The sequence below is a fragment of the Acinetobacter tjernbergiae DSM 14971 = CIP 107465 genome (assembly GCF_000374425.1).
GTDB classification, from domain to species: domain Bacteria; phylum Pseudomonadota; class Gammaproteobacteria; order Pseudomonadales; family Moraxellaceae; genus Acinetobacter; species Acinetobacter tjernbergiae.
Map to the genome: position 1 here is coordinate 93,038 of NZ_KB894364.1, position 17,333 is coordinate 110,370.

The 17,333-nt window shown below is 43.0% G+C and carries 13 protein-coding genes and 1 pseudogene; 6 read left to right on the forward strand and 8 right to left on the reverse strand.

Annotation, left to right across the window (positions count from 1 at the left end; all coding sequences use genetic code 11):
• The first annotated feature begins 29 nt into the window (after positions 1-29).
• The gene (gene ahr / locus C502_RS0110400) at positions 30-1,055 is read left to right on the forward strand and encodes an NADPH-dependent aldehyde reductase Ahr (RefSeq protein ID WP_018678765.1); all 1,026 of its coding nucleotides are present in this window, start codon (positions 30-32) and stop codon (positions 1,053-1,055) included.
• Here the strand turns inward: ahr and C502_RS0110405 are convergent.
• Positions 1,036-2,466: an aminotransferase-like domain-containing protein gene (locus C502_RS0110405; protein WP_018678766.1), complete on the reverse strand. Its 1,431-nt coding sequence runs from the start codon at positions 2,464-2,466 to the stop codon at positions 1,036-1,038. The genes ahr and C502_RS0110405 overlap by 20 nt on opposite strands.
• Before the next feature lie 90 nt (positions 2,467-2,556).
• On the opposite strand from C502_RS0110405, the gene C502_RS0110410 reads away from it, so the two are divergent.
• A complete protein-coding gene (locus tag C502_RS0110410) occupies positions 2,557-2,967 on the forward strand; it encodes a hypothetical protein (protein ID WP_018678767.1) in 411 nt (136 codons plus the stop codon).
• On the opposite strand, the gene C502_RS0110415 is transcribed toward C502_RS0110410, so the two are convergent.
• Positions 2,915-3,817 (reverse strand): LysR family transcriptional regulator, encoded by a 903-nt coding sequence (locus C502_RS0110415; protein ID WP_018678768.1) that lies wholly within the window; start codon positions 3,815-3,817, stop codon positions 2,915-2,917. The two genes, C502_RS0110410 and C502_RS0110415, sit on opposite strands and share 53 nt — an antisense overlap.
• A gap of 138 nt (positions 3,818-3,955) precedes the next feature.
• Here C502_RS0110415 and dkgB point away from each other — a divergent pair, with 138 nt between their 5' ends.
• Together dkgB and C502_RS18270 are read left to right on the forward strand one after the other, a co-directional pair.
• Complete coding sequence (gene dkgB, locus C502_RS0110420) at positions 3,956-4,762, forward strand: 2,5-didehydrogluconate reductase DkgB (protein ID WP_018678769.1); 807 nt, start codon at positions 3,956-3,958, stop codon at positions 4,760-4,762.
• A gap of 1 nt (position 4,763) precedes the next feature.
• Positions 4,764-5,950: pseudogene (locus C502_RS18270) on the forward strand (MFS transporter).
• A 66-nt stretch (positions 5,951-6,016) separates the two neighbouring features.
• On the opposite strand, the gene C502_RS0110430 reads toward C502_RS18270, so the two are convergent.
• The 6 genes from C502_RS0110430 to C502_RS0110455 all read right to left on the reverse strand — a co-directional run bounded on the left by C502_RS0110430 (position 6,017) and on the right by C502_RS0110455 (position 13,695).
• Entirely contained in the window at positions 6,017-6,664 is a 648-nt protein-coding gene (locus C502_RS0110430; RefSeq protein WP_018678770.1) for an START domain-containing protein, read from the reverse strand.
• 92 nt (positions 6,665-6,756) lie between these two features.
• On the reverse strand, positions 6,757-7,578 hold the full coding sequence (gene dapB / locus C502_RS0110435) for a 4-hydroxy-tetrahydrodipicolinate reductase (protein ID WP_018678771.1): 822 nt from the start codon (positions 7,576-7,578) through the stop codon (positions 6,757-6,759).
• Positions 7,579-7,691: 113 nt separating this feature from the next.
• Positions 7,692-8,810: a molecular chaperone DnaJ gene (gene dnaJ / locus C502_RS0110440; RefSeq protein ID WP_018678772.1), complete on the reverse strand. Its 1,119-nt coding sequence runs from the start codon at positions 8,808-8,810 to the stop codon at positions 7,692-7,694.
• Between the two features lie 143 nt (positions 8,811-8,953).
• Positions 8,954-9,331 carry a hypothetical protein gene (locus C502_RS0110445; RefSeq protein WP_018678773.1) on the reverse strand — a complete coding sequence of 126 codons (378 nt, stop codon included), beginning with the start codon at positions 9,329-9,331 and terminating at the stop codon, positions 8,954-8,956.
• Between the two features lie 132 nt (positions 9,332-9,463).
• Positions 9,464-12,592, reverse strand: a complete 3,129-nt coding sequence (locus tag C502_RS0110450) for an efflux RND transporter permease subunit (RefSeq protein ID WP_018678774.1) — start codon at positions 12,590-12,592, stop codon at positions 9,464-9,466.
• 2 nt (positions 12,593-12,594) lie between these two features.
• Positions 12,595-13,695 (reverse strand): efflux RND transporter periplasmic adaptor subunit, encoded by a 1,101-nt coding sequence (locus tag C502_RS0110455; RefSeq protein ID WP_018678775.1) that lies wholly within the window; start codon positions 13,693-13,695, stop codon positions 12,595-12,597.
• A gap of 152 nt (positions 13,696-13,847) precedes the next feature.
• Between C502_RS0110455 and C502_RS0110460 the strand changes: the two genes are divergently transcribed.
• Positions 13,848-14,471, forward strand: coding sequence for a TetR/AcrR family transcriptional regulator (locus tag C502_RS0110460; RefSeq protein WP_018678776.1), 624 nt, complete (start codon positions 13,848-13,850; stop codon positions 14,469-14,471).
• An 84-nt stretch (positions 14,472-14,555) separates the two neighbouring features.
• Positions 14,556-17,237 (forward strand): phosphoenolpyruvate carboxylase, encoded by a 2,682-nt coding sequence (gene ppc, locus C502_RS0110465; RefSeq protein ID WP_018678777.1) that lies wholly within the window; start codon positions 14,556-14,558, stop codon positions 17,235-17,237.
• Positions 17,238-17,333 lie beyond the last annotated feature (96 nt).

Genomic DNA, 17,333 nt, shown 5'->3' on the forward strand with positions numbered 1-17,333 from the left:
ATTCATGTTCCTTTAAAAGGAGTTCCCGAATGAGCAATAATCAAATTCGTGCTTATGCTGCAATGCAAGCAGGCGAACAACTCGTCCCTTACCAATTTGATGCAGGTGTATTACAGCCACATCAGGTTGAAGTTAAAGTTGAATACTGCGGTCTATGTCACTCAGATCTGTCTGTGATCAATAATGAGTGGCGCTCATCAGTTTATCCTGCGGTTGCTGGGCATGAGATTATTGGCACAATTATCACACTCGGCTCAGAAGCCAAAGGACTGAAACTGGGTCAACGTGTTGGGATTGGTTGGACTGCCGAGACCTGCCAAGCCTGTGATCCATGCATTGGTGGTGATCAAGTGTTATGTACAGGTGGCAGCGTTGCGACTATCGTTGGTCATGCGGGCGGCTTTGCTGAAAAAGTACGTGCAGGTTGGCAATGGGTGATTCCTCTGCCAGAAGATTTAGACCCTGAAAGCGCAGGGCCATTACTTTGTGGTGGGATCACCGTATTTGATCCTTTACTCAAACACCAAATCCAAGCGACACATCATGTCGGTGTGATTGGCATTGGGGGCTTAGGGCATATTGCCATTAAGTTACTTAAAGCTTGGGGTTGTGAAATTACTGCATTCAGTTCCAATCCAGACAAAACCGAAGAGCTGAAAGCCATGGGTGCTGATCATGTGGTGAATAGTCGTGATGCTCAAGCGATCAAAGCACAACGTGGTAAATTCGATTTATTGCTGAGTACCGTAAACGTGACCTTAAATTGGCAAGCTTTTTTGAGTACCCTTGCACCAAACGGTTCATTACATTTTCTTGGTCTCACTTTGGAACCTGTTCCTGTTGCAGTCGGCTCACTCATTGACGGTGCAAAATCAGTGACAGGTTCTCCAACAGGTTCGCCTTTGGCGCTGCGTCAGCTTCTACAATTTGCGGCACGCAAGAATATTGCCCCACAAATTGAGTTATTCCCAATGTCTCAACTCAACGAGGCGATTGAACGATTACATTCAGGGCAAGCACGTTATCGCATCGTACTCAAAGCCGACTTTGACTAAGGTAAGATTCTCTCACCCAATCCGCCAACTGTTGAATCGCTTGGCGGATTTCGGTGGTCAATGCATGCCCTGCATTTAAGCGGATGAAATGCTGATAACGCAGGTCTTCACCAAAAACCTCTCCAGGCACGATATTAATCCCTTGGCTCTGTGCCAAATAATACAACGCTAAACCGGTCATATTCTCTGGAAGCTGCATCCATAATGCATAGCCACCTTGTGATTGACTCAACGCGATCGGAATACCGTTAAATACTTCCAAAATATACGCACGATATTGCTCCACTTGTTGCATTAACTTAGGTCTCAAACCCTCTAAATGTTCGCGATAACCACGACTATAAATAAAATCGGCTAAGCCCAACTGTAGAGGTGTATTCACCCCAATATTATTTGCCAACAATTGTGGACGTAAATGTTGCAACTGCTGCCCTAAGCAAAACCAACCGACACGGTAAGCACTGGATAATGATTTGGAGACGGACCCACACCAAATCACATAGCCTTGTTGATCCCAATAACGAATTGGCAAAGGGCGTTCTTTTTGAAAACTACATTCACCATAAATATCATCTTCTAAAATAAAACACTGATATTGCTGTGCAAGTTGAGCAATTTTTTGCTTTTGTTGGTGGCTCAAACAATAGCCCAATGGATTTTGAAAATTGGCAGTGAGTAAACACAGCTTGGCACTGCCCTGTTTCATAAAGAACTCTAGGCGTTCGAGATCAATACCACGATGATCAGCTGGAATCTCAATAATCTTGCGTTTAAGACTTGCCAACATTTGCAACTGACCATTAAAGGTTGGCGTTGGAATTAAAATGCTATCCCCTTCTTGACTCATCTGTTGAATCAATAAAGACAAGGCAGGCATACAACCGTTGCTAATAAAAATATCGTCTGTGGCGACATAAATCCCATCTTCACGCCAATGGTCTGATAATGCTTTGCGTAACTGCTCATGCCCCTGTCTATTACAGTACAAAAAATCTTCAGGCTGACAATGCTTCAGCGCTCGTTGTAAGGAACGGCGTAGTCCATCAACGGGAATCAAGTGAGGAGATAGTTGAATCGCACCTAAAGGGGTTAAGTGATTTTGAATCGAGGCGGTTTGAATTTGATTTTGCAAATCCAAGTTTGAAACTTGTCGAGCTTTAGACTCAAAGCTTGGACTGTCAGGAACAGCACTTTGATATTGTCGTGAACTAACAAAATAGCCTGATTTTGCTTTTACATAGATCAAGCCTTTTGCTTCTAATAATTCATAGCACTGTTGTGCAGTACTCAAACTAACACACTGCTGACGAGCAAATTCCCTTAAAGAACTTAGCTTCTGTTGGGGTTGTAACTCATGTTGATAAATTCTTTGTGCCAACTGTTCGGCTAAACGCTGATATTGAAAAGTCATTTCTGTACTGCTTTTTTATAAATTTCTGTGTCTGTATTGGTTTATACAACACCGTTAAGCTATAAAAATCAACAATGAAAGGATAAGAGCATGAAAAATAATATCTTATTTATAATGAGCATCTGTTTATTAATAGGCTGCAAAGCTCAAAACCCAGCGGCGCAACAGCAGCAAGAGGTCTGTAAAACTTTATCACATGGTTATTTAAAAATACAAAATCAAGATGAGTATCAGTTTTGGCGATTAGAAAAGATTGTCACTCAGGCACAACAAAATACTCTAAAACTGACCTATAAGCAGCCGACTGAAAGTGGAGTAATGATGTCCAGTTTACTGCTACCGACCGTTGAATTTGTATGCACGCAACAACAGCAACAGATCAAAGTTGCAGTACAACAACCGACTGGCCAACTTGTTCAAGTTTTAGAACTGAAACTCGCTGAAACAGCTATTGGCAAACCGCAAAGCCATGACTTAGTTGCTCAGTCAAAAACTCAATAAATAAGCGAACCCGTTTCGGCAAATGCGCTTGTTGATAATAAACAGCATGGATGCTTTGATAAGAGTGCTCAATCTGATCTTCAAATAGTGCCTCAAGGCGCCCTGCTTTCATATCCTGCCAGATTTCAAATTCTGATAGTCGAGCAATGCCCTGTCCACGTAAACAGAGTTGTCGAACGGTTTCACCACTGGACGCTCTAACTTTAGGTTGAGCTTGGAAATACTCACCTTCAATTTTAATCGGCCAAGTATTGATATAGGTTGGACGGGTGAAACCAATCACATCATGTTCAGGCAATGCTTGAGGCTGTAAAGGCGTGCCCTTGCGTTTTAGATATTCAGGGCTGGCAACAATATAGATACGACTTTTACACACCAGTTTCGCATGCAGACTAGAATCATGTAATTCACCAAAACGAAATGCCACATCAGTCTTATGTTCTAATAGATCAATCACTAAATCATTACTATTCAGCTCAATCTCAATATTGGGATAACTTTGTCTGAACTTATGTACCAATGGCGTAATGACATGCAGAATAAAAGGTGTGGCTGAGTCAATCCGAATCACCCCCGAAGTATCTTGATCTGATTTCTGTAATGCTTCTTCGGCCGCATTCAAATCACTCAGGATTTTACGCGCATGCTGTAAAAACTGTTGTCCTTCTTGGGTCAGTTTTAACTTTCGGGTCGTGCGCTCCAGCAAGGTAACTCCAAGCTTTGATTCTAGACGACTGAGAGAGCGGCTCATTCCCGACGCTGTCTGACCAAGTCGCTCGGCAGCAGCAATAAACGATCCTGTATCGACAATGGTCATAAAAGCAAGTAGTTCTTCTACCGTAGATTTCATTGCCACTTCCTCAATTATTGATATTTAGTCAACTATATTTTGCAAATTCATCTATTTTTTAGCAACAATAATCATCGCAAAATAACAGCCATCGACAGAATAGCTCTTCCGAGCATGAAAAAGATTAGGTGAAAAAATATGCGTATCCCTCAATTCGGTTTAGGCACTTTCCGTCTTAAAGATCAAGCAGTCATTGATTCAGTTAAAACCGCTCTGGAAGTGGGTTACCGTGCCATCGATACTGCACAAATTTATGAAAACGAAGCTGCGGTTGGTCAAGCCATTGCCGAAAGCGGTGTCGCTCGTCAAGATTTATTCTTAACCACAAAAATCTGGGTCGATAATTTTGCTGAAGATAAGTTTATTCCCAGCTTAAAAGACAGCTTACAAAAACTTCGTACCGATACCGTTGATCTCACCTTGATTCACTGGCCAGCTCCAGCGCTAGGTGTATCTATTCCAAGCGTCATGCAATTGCTGCTCGAAGCGAAACAACAAGGTTTGACTAAACAAATCGGGATTTCAAACTTTAACATCGCCTTGACCCAACAAGCGATTGATAGCATTGGTGTCGAACACATTGCCACCAACCAGATTGAACTCAGTCCGTATTTACAAAACCGTAATCTAGTGAACTATTTACGTGAACAAAACATTGACGTGACCTCATACATGACTTTGGCTTATGGCAAGGTGCTGAATGATCCAACCTTAATTGAAATTGCAGCACAACATCAGGCAACAACTGCTCAAGTGGCATTGGTCTGGGCATTGCAAAATGGTTTTGCGGTGATTCCATCATCAACCAAACGTGAAAACCTGATCAGCAACTTAAAAGCACAAGACTTAACTTTAAGTGCAGAGGAAATGCAGTTGATCGCTCAACTTGAACGTAATGGTCGAGAAGTAAGTCCTGAACCCTTTGCGCCTGAATGGGACAAATAACATGAGCAGCCGTATCAGTCTTCCTTTGCTGGCACTGGCGATTGGTGCATTTGCAATTGGAACAACAGAGTTCTCTCCAATGGGTCTGTTGCCCAATATTGCCAATGATCTTGGAGTATCAATCCCAAGTGCGGGCATGTTGATTATGGGTTATGCACTGGGCGTGATGCTCGGTGCGCCGATCATGACCTTATAGTTTGGTGGCTTTGCCCGTCGTAATGCACTGATTCTACTCATGGCAATTTTTACCATTGGTAATCTGATCGCAGCCGTTGCACCCAACTATATGAGTTTAATGGGCGCTCGCCTGATCACTAGCTTAAACCACGGTGCCTTCTTCGGGATTGGCTCTGTAGTGGCCGCCAGTGTTGTTCCAGCAAATAAACAGGCGAGTGCGGTTGCTACTATGTTTATGGGCCTCACCATCGCCAATATTGGTGGTGTACCACTCGCAACATGGGTGGGGCAAAACATTGGCTGGCGTATGTCTTTCCTCGCGATTTCAGCTCTCGGTATCATCACCATGCTATCGCTCTGGAAAGCACTGCCTGCGGGTTCAGTCGGTCAAAAACCCAATGTGAAAATGGAACTCAAAGTTCTGACTCGCCTGCCTGTGGTATTGGCACTCTTGACCACGGTATTTGGTGCTTCAGCGATGTTTAGCTTGTACACCTAATTGCACCAAGCTTGGTTGAATTCAGCCATGCTTCGCCAACCTTTATCACTATGATGTTGGTCTTAATCGGGATTGGTTTCTCTATTGGCAACCATTTCGGTGGTAAGTTTGCAGATCTATCAGTAGACAAGACCCTGATTGGTTTCTTGGTGTTACTGATTACATTGATGTTGATTTTCCCAATTCTTGCTCAATCACAACTGGGTGCAGCCATTGGCTTAGTGATCTGGGGTGCAGCAGCATTTGCCATCGTTCCACCTTTACAAATGCGCGTCATGTCAGTTGCTCATGAAGCCTATGGTCTCGCCTCTTCGGTGAATATCGGTGCTTTTAACCTCGGCAATGCAATTGGTGCAGTGGCAGGAGGTGCAGTGTTAAGTTTTGGTTTGAACTATGTGGCAGTATCGATGATCGGCGCTATACTCGCTAGTATTGGACTACTTCTAGTTTTTGTTCAAATGAAATTAGCAAGCAAACCTGATTCGCCATTACAACAATGTCCGCAAGCTTAAGCTCAAATAAAAAAGCCTGATTGAAATCAGGTTTTTTTATTTAAGTGGTAATTCAACCCTGAATAATTACTTCAGTAAATCTGGTAAATGTGGCTGTGCATATAAGGGATTGTATATCTCTTTCTTCATTTTTATCAGCATCTGGTAGGGTTGTTGCTGTACAAACATATTCACAAAACTGAGTGGAATCGAACCTGCTGGATCAGCGTAGCCACTGGTCATGACTTTGACTCTATTATTGGCGAGCCGTTGAAATGTCCAATCACCCGTATACTGCGTTAGACGAATCACATCAGGCTGTTCAGGGTAATTATTTTTCACTGTACTATTCTTGATTGTAATACTACCATCCGCATTTTTAATCATTTTACCTTTAATCACCACATCTCGGTCTTTTAAAGGAAATGGAAAATCTAACAACATATATAGGGTAAATTCGCCTTTCTTTTCATCACGAGACAACAATTGTGCTTTAGCAACATAAGGTACCCATTGTGGCGTACGTTCAACATCCAATACCACAGCAACAGCGCGTTCTAATGGCACATCAAAAGTCGTTTCTGCTTTATATTGAAAGACAGGATTATTTTCTGTTTGGTAGGTCCAAACTTTAATATTATTACGATGTAAACTCAGTTTAGGTGCTTCTGCGGCACTGGCAACCAAGCTCGTCACACTTAGCAGTGCAGCAAGAACGATATGCTTTTTATTCATGTCATGCTCAATTTGTTTTAGTGATTGTGAGAGCTTGTTTGAACAGTACCTTTTTAGATGCCCAACAAGCTCTTTTATCGAAAAAAGAAAGATTAAACTTCAATATCATTAAAGCCGAGAACATCTTTCATATCATATTTACGTGCGTCACGACCAACAACCCATGCAGCCGCGCGCACTGCACCAGAAGCAAAATTCATACGATTGGTGGCTTTATGGGTGACTTCAACACGTTCCCCTTCACCAATAAACATCACGGTGTGTTCACCTACAATATCACCACCACGAATGGTTTCAAAACCAATCGTTTGACGATCACGTGGACCGGTATAACCTTCACGCCCATACACCGCAACTTCTTTCAAATTACGACCTAAAGTATCTGCAATCGCCTCACCCATCATAAATGCGGTACCTGATGGTGCATCAACTTTATGGCGGTGGTGTGCTTCGATAATTTCAATATCCACAGTATCGCCAAAGACTTTTGCAGCCAGTTCCAATAACTTGATTGAAACGTTGACACCGACTGAATAATTCGCAGCATAGACAACGGGTGTTTGAGTTGCTGTTTCATCGAGGAATGCTTTTTGTTCATCATTCATGCCTGTGGTACCAATCACCATGGCCACACCCGCTTCTCGGCATAATTTCAAGTGCTGTTCAGTGGCAACAGGTGCGGTAAAATCAATGACCACATCACAGTCTTTTAACACTTCGTTTAAGCTGCCAACAACCTTAACCCCAAGACTTCCCACACCTGCAAGCTCACCCGCATCGGCACCCACTAAGCTACTTTCAGGACGTTCAACTGCTGCTGCAAGTTGATAGCCTGCTTGTTGTACCGCTTGAATCAGAATACGCCCCATGCGTCCGCCTGCACCCAAGATCCCAATGCGTGGAGAAGTTGACATAATTTTTCCCAGTCTTTTATTTAAACAATCTCGCTACTATAGCAAAACTCTGTGCATACGCTAAAAAATTCCCATAAAAAAACCTGCCGAAGCAGGTTTTTTCTCAGCATCAATTAATCGAATAGACGATCAAAGAATGATTTCTTCTTTGGCGATGAAGCATGACCATCACCATCAAAAGAAGCTTGTAGCTCTTTCATCAATTCACGCTGACGACTGTTTAAATTGACAGGAGTTTCAACCACAATACGGCACAATAAATCACCAACCATACTGCTACGTACAGGGCGAACACCCTTACCACGTAAACGGAATAATTTACCTGTTTGTGTACCTTCAGGAATTTTTAAACTAACACGACCATCAAGGGTCGGAATTTCAATTTCTTTGCCCAAAGCAGCATCAGCAATGCTCACAGGCACATCCATATACAGGTCAGCGCCATCACGTTGGAAGACTTCGTGTTCACGAACCACGACTTCAACGTATAAATCGCCTGCTTGACCATCACGAATCGCTTCACCTTTACCAGTTAAACGTACTCGATCGCCATTGTCTACGCCTGCTGGAATGGTGACTTCAAGCGTCTGTTGACGGTCTGCAACGCCTGAACCATGACAAGTGTTACATGGATTCTTAATCATCTTGCCTTGACCACGGCAGGTACTACAGGTTTGCTGAACCGAGAAGAAACCTTGCTGCATACGCACTTGACCCGCACCATGACAGGTACGACAAGTTTCAACATCATTTGGATTCTTAGAACCTTTACCATCACAGGTATCACAAGGTGCAGGTGCAGTAAACGTAATGGTCTTTTTTACGCCTTTGACAGCTTCTTCAAGCGTCAATTCCATCACATAGCGAAGATCTGAGCCACGGCGTTGACGTTGCTGCTGGCGACCACCGCCACCGAAAGCACCACCAAAAATATCGCCAAACTGACTAAAAATGTCTTCTGCGCTAAAACCACCGCCAAAGCCACCACCACCGCCACCGAAACCGCCTTCAAAAGCACTATGACCAGCGCGATCGTACATACTGCGCTTTTCGCCATCAGACAGGATTTCATAGGCTTCTGCAGCTTCTTTGAACTTATCTTCTGCTTCAGCATTGTCTGGGTTACGATCTGGATGATACTTCATCGCCAACTTACGATAGGCTTTTTTAATCTCATCATCACTTGCGGTTTTCGAAACGCCCAAAACCTCATAATAATCACGTTTAGCCATGGTTGGCGATGCTCCTCACGGAATTAGTTCAATCTCTACAAATAAATAGGCTCTGTTGACATTTTATTTACAAAGTCAACAGAGCCTTAATAAGGGCGCTACTCTAAATTTACAAGGTCTCGCACAATAAAAAAGCGATAAAATTAGAATACCGCTTTATTTTTAAAATACTTGGCAAGACCGTTGATCCATGCATTCAGCAAAAATAACCATGCGATCGCACTGAAAATCACACCTGCAACCGTCATGCCCGTGACCCATAATGCGCTGTCCCATGCAAAAAAGAACAACGGAATAAACCATAGCGATGCAAAGCAAACGATCATGATAAATAACAGCACGTTACGCATGATCCAAAGGGCATGTGCATGAATCCATACTTCAGCATTATCCACAATCGCAACTTTTCGTGCTAATAGGTATGCAAATACTGCAAACACGATTGTAAATAATGCAAGAAACATGAACACATAAGAAATCGCCACGTAACGGCGATGCTGCTCAATACTGTCTTGCCCCATGCTCTATATCACCTCATTCACTGCATTTTGCCAAACTGGTCAAGCAATGAAATTCCATTATTTTTTGGTCTTCAAATATAGGTGCTACTATATTGAAATTTTCAATATTTCGCACCTTTATTCACAAAATAATTACGATAGAGGTGTTGCTTTCTTTACTCTGAACCATGCTGCATACAATGCGGGTAGGAAAAATAAGGTGAGTAAAGTCGCAACAATCAAACCACCCATAATTGCAACTGCCATTGGACCAAAGAAAAGACTGCGTGATAACGGGATCATCGCCAGTACCGCAGCCAATGCAGTCAATACAATTGGGCGGAAACGGCGCATGGTTGCACCAATCACCGCATCCCACGGCGCATACCCTGCCTGAATATCTTGTTCAATTTGATCAATCAAAATCAGCGAGTTCCGCATAATCATCCCTGACAATGCAATCGTCCCAAGCATCGCCACGAAACCAAACGGTTTATTAAACAAGAGTAAGAATGCAACCACCCCGATTAAGCCAAGCGGTGCTGTCAGCAGAACAATCGTTGCACGTGACATGCTACGCAATTGAATCATCAACAAGGTCATCACCACAGCCAAGAACAATGGCATACCTGCATTCACTGAATTTTGACCTTTCGCAGATTCCTCAACCGTACCCCCCACCTCAAGCAAATAGCCATTTGGTAAATCCGCACGTAAAGTTTGCATTTTATCCGCTAACTGCTGAACCACGGTTGCAGGCTGTAAATTGGTTCGAATATCGGCACGAACCGTAATCGTTGGTAGGCGGTTACGATGCCAAATCAAGCCTTCTTCAAAACGTGATTCAATTTTTGCAATCTGTGCCAAAGGTACGGTTGTTCCTTTGGTGGTTGGCACAGCTAAGCTTGCCAAAGAAGCCACTTCTGCACGTTCAGTTTTATCACCACGTAGACGAATCTCAATCAACTCACGTTTTTCACGATATTGATTCATCACTGAGCCTGTCACCGAAGCATTCAAGAAATTGGCTAAATCAACACTAGAAACACCCATTTGACGGGCACGGTCTTGGTCAATTTCAATCGCAATAATTTTACTTGGCTCACCCCAATCCAAATGGACATTGGTGGTATTCAGGTCTTCACCTACAACTTTAGCAACTTTTTGTGCCTCTGCCCGAACCGTTGCCAAATCTTCACCTGAGACACGATACTGCAATGGATAACCCACAGGTGGGCCATTTTCAAGTAAAGACACACGGGTACGTACTTGTGGCAAGAGTTGCTTGATTTGTTTCTCTAAAGAACGGCGAATTTCATTACGATCATCTAAAGACGATGCCAATACCACAAATTGAGCAAAACTGGCTTGTGGAAGCTGTTGATCCAAAGGTAAATAGAAACGTGGTGACCCTGTACCGACATAGGCTACATAGTTATCAATCCCTTTTTGTTTCGCAAGGAATTGCTCAACCTTATGCACCGCCTGTTCAGTCGCAACCAGTGATGCGCCTTCTTCTAATTTTAAATCAACTAAAATCTCCGCACGGTTTGATGCTGGGAAGAACTGCTGTGGAACGAATTTAAACATCGCCACCGACAACACAAATATACCAACGGTCACTGCAATCACTGTCTTACGATAGGTAATACAGATTTCAACGATACCACGGAAAGATTGATAAAATTTTGACTGATATGGATCATGATGCCCAGCATGTGCCTCAACGACAGGTGCTGGTTGCTTGCGTAACCTTGCCCATAGGCGTAAATACCACGCCGCTTGTTGATTCTGCTTGGTGAAATCAGGCAGTAATTTTTCGCCCAAATAAGGTACGAATAAAACCGCAGCAATCCACGACACAATCAATGCAATCGTGACCACTTGGAAAATAGAACGAGTATATTCACCTGTGCCTGATTGAGCTGTAGCAATTGGGAGGAAACCTGCTGCGGTAATCAGTGTTCCTGTCAACATTGGAAACGCGGTGGTTTGCCATGCAAAGCCTGCGGCTTTCAGTCGACTGTAACCCTGCTCCATTTTAATCGCCATCATTTCAACAGCGATAATCGCATCATCGACCAACAAACCCAGTGCAAGAATTAATGCACCCAAAGAAATTTTGTGTAGCCCTACATCAAATAAGCTCATCCCTGCAAACGTCATCGCCAGTACCAGCGGTATCGACAATGCAACGACCAACCCTGTACGGAAACCGAGCGAGAAGAAACTCACCAATAAAACGATAATCACCGCTTCAGCCAGTACTTTTAAAAATTCTTGAATACTGCGTTGTACCGCTACAGGCTGATCTGAAACTTTTTGCAGTTTCATGCCCAAAGGTAAGCTCTTCTGTAAGCTATTAAATTCAGTTTCTAGGTTTTTGCCCAGTGCAATGATGTCTCCACCTTTGCGCATCGACACCGCAATCCCAATGCCGTTCTCGCCCATGAAACGCATACGTGGCTGAGCAGGTTCACTGAAACCACGATAGACTTCAGCAACATCACCCAATTGAATGGTTTTATTCCCGACCAACAACGGCATTTTTTTCAGGTCATCGACACTATGTAAATGCCCACTGACACGAATTTGAATACGGTCGGTACCTGTTTCAAAGAAACCTGCACCTGCCATATCATTTTGCTTTTGTATCGCTTCCTGAATTGCAGTAACGGGTACACCGAGCTGAACAGCTTTGGTATTGGATAATTCAATCCAAATTTTCTGATCTTGCAGACCAACGAGATTGACTTTGCTGACATCTTTGACCCGTTGCAATTGTAGTTGCAAACGATCGGCATATTCTTTCATTACCGCATAGTCAAAATCTTTGCCCGTCAGGACATAAATATTCCCGAAGGTATCGCCAAATTCATCGTTAAAAAATGGCCCTTGCACGCCACTCGGTAGCTGTGAACGTACATCATTGACCTTTTTACGGACGTTATACCAAATATCAGGAATCTGGCTCGATGGCAAACTGTCTTTCGCAACAAAGGTCACCAACGATTCACCAGGGCGTGAATACGCCATGATGCGATCATACTGACCAGTGGTCATCAATTCTTTTTCAATACGATCGGTAACGAGTGTCGACACTTCTTTGGCTGTCGCACCTGGCCAATAGGTCTGTACCACCATCACTTTGAACGTAAAGGGAGGATCTTCACTCTGAGAGAGCTTGGAATAAGACATAATTCCGACAATGCCGAGTAACAGCATAAAATACAGAACAATGCCCTTATTCTTCAGCGCCCATTCTGAAAGGTTAAATTTCATGCTTAACCTCCCGTTTTAACGGTGACTTCGCGATTATCACGATCTACAGGATGAATTTTTTGTTGGTCACGTAATAGATGCACACCACCCACTACGACCCAATCTGAAGCTTTCAAACCTGAAAGGATCGGTACGCTATCACGCCCATAAGTGCCCAACGTCACAGGGACTTTACGTAAGGTTTGATTGGCAGTGACCACCCAAACATACGCTTGTTGATTATTGGCGGTGACACTGGATAAAGGCACACTCAACACGTTATTTTCATTTGCAACAAAAATTACTCGCGCACTTTGCCCCAACTGGATGCTAGATTGCCCTTCCAATAATGAAACTTTAACTGTGAAGGTTCGAGATTGATCTGCAGCAGGTGACACTTCACGAACTTTCGCTGCAAAACGAGCATCAGGCTGAGACCACAACGTAACCCAAGCAGGTTGACCCACTTTAATGCTGCTAACGGCTTGCTCAGGTACGCCAAACACGACTTCTCGCTCGCCTTCAATCGCCAGTTGATAGGCAGGTTGTGCTGCTCCGATGACCTGTCCAACCTCTATTTGACGTTGTGTAATCACCCCATTCTTATTCGAAATAAGTTGGTTATAACCGGTTTGATTTGAAGACACTTCATAATTAGAACGCGCTTGCTGTAACCCTGCTTGAGCAGATTCATACTGATTTTTCACCGCATCAAATTGTGAGCGACTCACTGCATTGACTGGTAATAACTGTTGATAACGCTGATATTCTTCAGCAGCAATTTTTGCTGCTGCTTCAGCACTTTGCAATTGTGCTTTGGCAGCGTTCATTTGCAATTGTGCGTCTTTGACATCTAGTTTAGCCAGAACCTGTCCGACTTTGACCCGATCACCTACATCAACATAACGTTCGGTAATTTGCCCCCCGACACGAAATGCCAATGCAGTTTGTTGCTTGGCTTGAACATCACCTGCATAACTTTTTTGATCGATATGATTCGTATTCGGCTGCGTCACCATGACATAAGGAATTTCCTCTGTCTTGGGAACCTCTTTTTGACATGCCGTTAAAGTGACACTGCTGAGTACGAGCAACCCCACAATTACATGATTTAGCAGATTCATCTCTGTTTCGCTCTTATTCAAATTGATTTTTTAAGGCACAATATGAACATTATGATAGATTGTTTATTTTTTAATTAATATACTCATGAGTACACTAATTAAAAAATAAATCTAGCATTCTGATTTTTAATTGAATTAAAGAGAAAGGTAACGTGCAAATTCACAGTGGTCGTCCTAAAGATTTAGAAAAGAGAGCCAAAATTTTACAGGCTGCGAAATCTATTTTTTTAAAAATGGGCTACCACGCGACCAATATGAATCAGATTGCAAAAGAAGCAGGTGTCACCAAACTCACGGTGTATAACCACTTTCAAGACAAAGCCAATTTATTTATCTGCGCGATTGAAGAAAGCTGTGAAGAATCAATTCGAGCGAAACAATTTGAACTGACAGCTGAGTCCGATTTTGAGCAAGCACTGTATTTAATGTGTCATCGAGCCTTAAGCATTATTTATTTGCCTGAGGCACTTAAATTAGATTGTCTCTTGTTTGAACTTGCCGCTGAACAAAGTCCACTTACACAACAATTTTTTGATGCGTCACATACGCGAATGTGTAATGTTTGGTGTGATTTTTTTGAGCAGGCGATTGCGTTTAAATTCATTCAGGCAGATGAGCCACTTAAACTGACTGACCTCATCATGTCATTGCTGTTAGGCATACGTCATCATAAAGTCTTGCTTGGTTTAGATCCCGTTCCAACCACTATGGAAATCGAGCAAATGATTGAACAAGCAATTGAATTTTTTTTGCTTAAATATCAACCTAAAAATTAGATAAAATTCACATTTATTTACGTTCTCCACTTGGATTGTCTCTCAATCGCGCTATAGTCGAAAGAGACCATGAGGAGAAATAGAATGATTCAACAAATCACAGCTCCATTACGTGAAGATGTCCGTTTACTGGGCAATCTACTTGGAGAGACCTTAAAGCAACACGCTGGGCAAGATTTGTTTAATCAAATTGAGCAAATCCGTGCATTAGCCAAAGGCGCTCGTGACGGTCAAGTTGAAGCAGAAAAACAGCTCGAACAACTTTTTCTCGGCTTGAAAGATGAAGAAATTTTGCCGCTGACCCGTGCATTTTCACATTTCCTGAATTTTGCCAATATCGCGGAACAATATCATGTGGTGCGTAATCGTCGTCAGGCTGAGTTTGATGAACATGCACCCAATCCAAATCCTTTGTCACATTTATTTGAAAAATTCAAAACCGAACAGATCGATCAAAAACAACTCTTCCAACAAATTTGTGATTTAAAAATTGAATTGGTACTGACAGCACATCCAACCGAAGTCAGCCGCCGTACCTTAATTCAAAAATATGATGATATTACGGACTGTCTCTCTCAACTCGATCAACAAAAACTCACTCCACGTGAGCGTCAACACACCCTTGCCACACTGAAACAATTGGTCAGCTCGGCATGGCAAACCGATGAAATTCGCCAACATCGCCCAACCCCTGTCGATGAAGCGAAATGGGGCTTTGCCACCATTGAACAAACCTTATGGAATGCTGTACCCAAGTTTATTCGTGAGCTGAATGAACTCACCCAGCAGCATTGTGAACAGTATTTGCCACTCAATATTGCACCCATTCGCTTTGCCTCATGGATGGGCGGTGATCGTGATGGTAATCCCAATGTGACTCATCAAGTCACCCAAGAAGTATTATGGTTATCACGTTGGCAAGCTGCTGATTTGTATCTACGTGATATTGAAAATCTACGCTGGGAATTGTCAATTCAAAGCTGTTCGGATGAACTCACTCAAGCACTCGGTTATGAACACCCTGAACCCTATCGTGAATATTTACGTGAAACTCGTGAACGCTTGAAAGCAACCCGTTATTGCTTGGGTCAACGCTTACAAGGCTTAGAAGCCGATGATAGCCAGATCATTCGAAATAAAGATGAATTACTACAACCACTCTTGTTGTGCTATCGCTCACTGATCGACAGTAACTTAGCTGAAATCGCCAATGGGCAATTACTCGATTTCATTTATCGTGTGAATTGTTTCGGGATTGAATTACTCAAACTCGACATTCGCCAAGAATCAGGGCGGCATCGTCAAGCCATTTCAGCCATTACCGAATATTTAGGTTTGGGTAACTTTGAATCGTGGACGGAGCAAGCCCGTCAGAACTTCCTCATTCAGGAACTACAAAGCAAACGTCCGTTATTACCTAAGTTTATCAATGAACCAGAAGGCAGCTTGATTCAGCATCCTGATGTTTTGGAAGTGTTTGCCACCATGCGCACTTTAGCAGAACAACCTACCGAGAGCTTGGGTGCTTATATTATTTCGATGGCAGAATATCCGAGTGATGTCTTAGCGGTGCTGCTTTTGCAAAAAGAGGCAGGCATTCAGCATCCTCTTCGTGTCGTACCCTTATTTGAAACATTAAGGGATCTCGACGGCGCAGCCAAAACCATGAGTACCTTATTCAATATGCATTGGTACAAACAGCATATTCAAGGCAAACATGAGGTGATGATTGGCTATTCGGACTCTGCGAAAGATGCAGGCTTTATGTCTGCGAACTGGGCACAATACCGCGCTCAAGAAGAACTAACGGCGATCGCCAAACAACATGATGTGCAATTAACGCTATTTCATGGTCGTGGCGGTTCGATCAGTCGTGGTGGTGCGCCAACACAACAAGCGCTATTCTCTCAACCACCAGGTTCGATTTCAGGTGCAATTCGTGTCACTGAACAAGGTGAAATGATTCGATTTAAATTTGGTTTAGAAGGCATCGCACTACAAAATTTGGAAATCTATACAGCGGCAACTTTAGAAGCAACGTTATTGCCCCCCCCAGAGCCAAAGAAACAATGGCGTGATTTGATGAATCAAATGACTGATTTATCGGTACAGGTCTATCGCCAAACTGTGCGTGAAAACCCCAATTTTGTTCGCTATTTACGTACCGTTACGCCTGAACTAGAGTTGCAAATGCTGCCACTGGGTTCACGTCCAGCCAAACGCAAAGTCAGTGGTGGAATTGAATCGTTACGTGCAATTCCGTGGGTATTTGCATGGACACAAATTCGCTTGATGCTGCCTGCTTGGCTCGGTACAGGCACTGCAATTAATCAGGTACATGAGCAGCACAAAAATACCTTAAATGAGATGCTCGAACAGTGGCCTTATTTCCAAACCTTAATTGATATGCTGGAAATGGTATTATCCAAATCTGATGCAGACATTGCGTTGTACTATGAATCTCATCTCACCCAAGATCAGGACTTAAAAGTTCTAGGCGTTGAGTTACGCCAACGCTTGCAAAATGCCGTCGATACACTGCTACGTCTCAAAGGTGAATCCAAACTTCTGAGTAATAATGAAGTATTGGATCAATCCATGCAGGTGCGTAAACCATATTTATTGCCTCTGCATTTATTACAAGCAGAGCTGATGAAACGCCGTCGTCTATATTTAGCCGAGCATCAAACCGAGCATAGCCCTGTCGATCATGCCTTAATGGTAAGTATTGCAGGGATTGCCGCAGGTTTGCGCAATACCGGCTAAATAAGAACCTTGCCATCAGCATAAATCACACGTGTTGATGGCAAGACTGGCAAAATATTCCATTTTTCTAAAAAAATTAGAAAATATTTTTTTAAA

Coding starts and splice junctions, on each gene's coding strand:
- ahr (WP_018678765.1), top strand. CDS start 30: ATGAGCAATAATCAAATTCGTGCTTATGCTGCAATGCAAGCAGGCGAA.
- C502_RS0110405 (WP_018678766.1), bottom strand. CDS start 2,466: ATGACTTTTCAATATCAGCGTTTAGCCGAACAGTTGGCACAAAGAATT.
- C502_RS0110410 (WP_018678767.1), top strand. CDS start 2,557: ATGAAAAATAATATCTTATTTATAATGAGCATCTGTTTATTAATAGGC.
- C502_RS0110415 (WP_018678768.1), bottom strand. CDS start 3,817: ATGAAATCTACGGTAGAAGAACTACTTGCTTTTATGACCATTGTCGAT.
- dkgB (WP_018678769.1), top strand. CDS start 3,956: ATGCGTATCCCTCAATTCGGTTTAGGCACTTTCCGTCTTAAAGATCAA.
- C502_RS0110430 (WP_018678770.1), bottom strand. CDS start 6,664: ATGAATAAAAAGCATATCGTTCTTGCTGCACTGCTAAGTGTGACGAGC.
- dapB (WP_018678771.1), bottom strand. CDS start 7,578: ATGTCAACTTCTCCACGCATTGGGATCTTGGGTGCAGGCGGACGCATG.
- dnaJ (WP_018678772.1), bottom strand. CDS start 8,810: ATGGCTAAACGTGATTATTATGAGGTTTTGGGCGTTTCGAAAACCGCA.
- C502_RS0110445 (WP_018678773.1), bottom strand. CDS start 9,331: ATGGGGCAAGACAGTATTGAGCAGCATCGCCGTTACGTGGCGATTTCT.
- C502_RS0110450 (WP_018678774.1), bottom strand. CDS start 12,592: ATGAAATTTAACCTTTCAGAATGGGCGCTGAAGAATAAGGGCATTGTT.
- C502_RS0110455 (WP_018678775.1), bottom strand. CDS start 13,695: ATGAATCTGCTAAATCATGTAATTGTGGGGTTGCTCGTACTCAGCAGT.
- ppc (WP_018678777.1), top strand. CDS start 14,556: ATGATTCAACAAATCACAGCTCCATTACGTGAAGATGTCCGTTTACTG.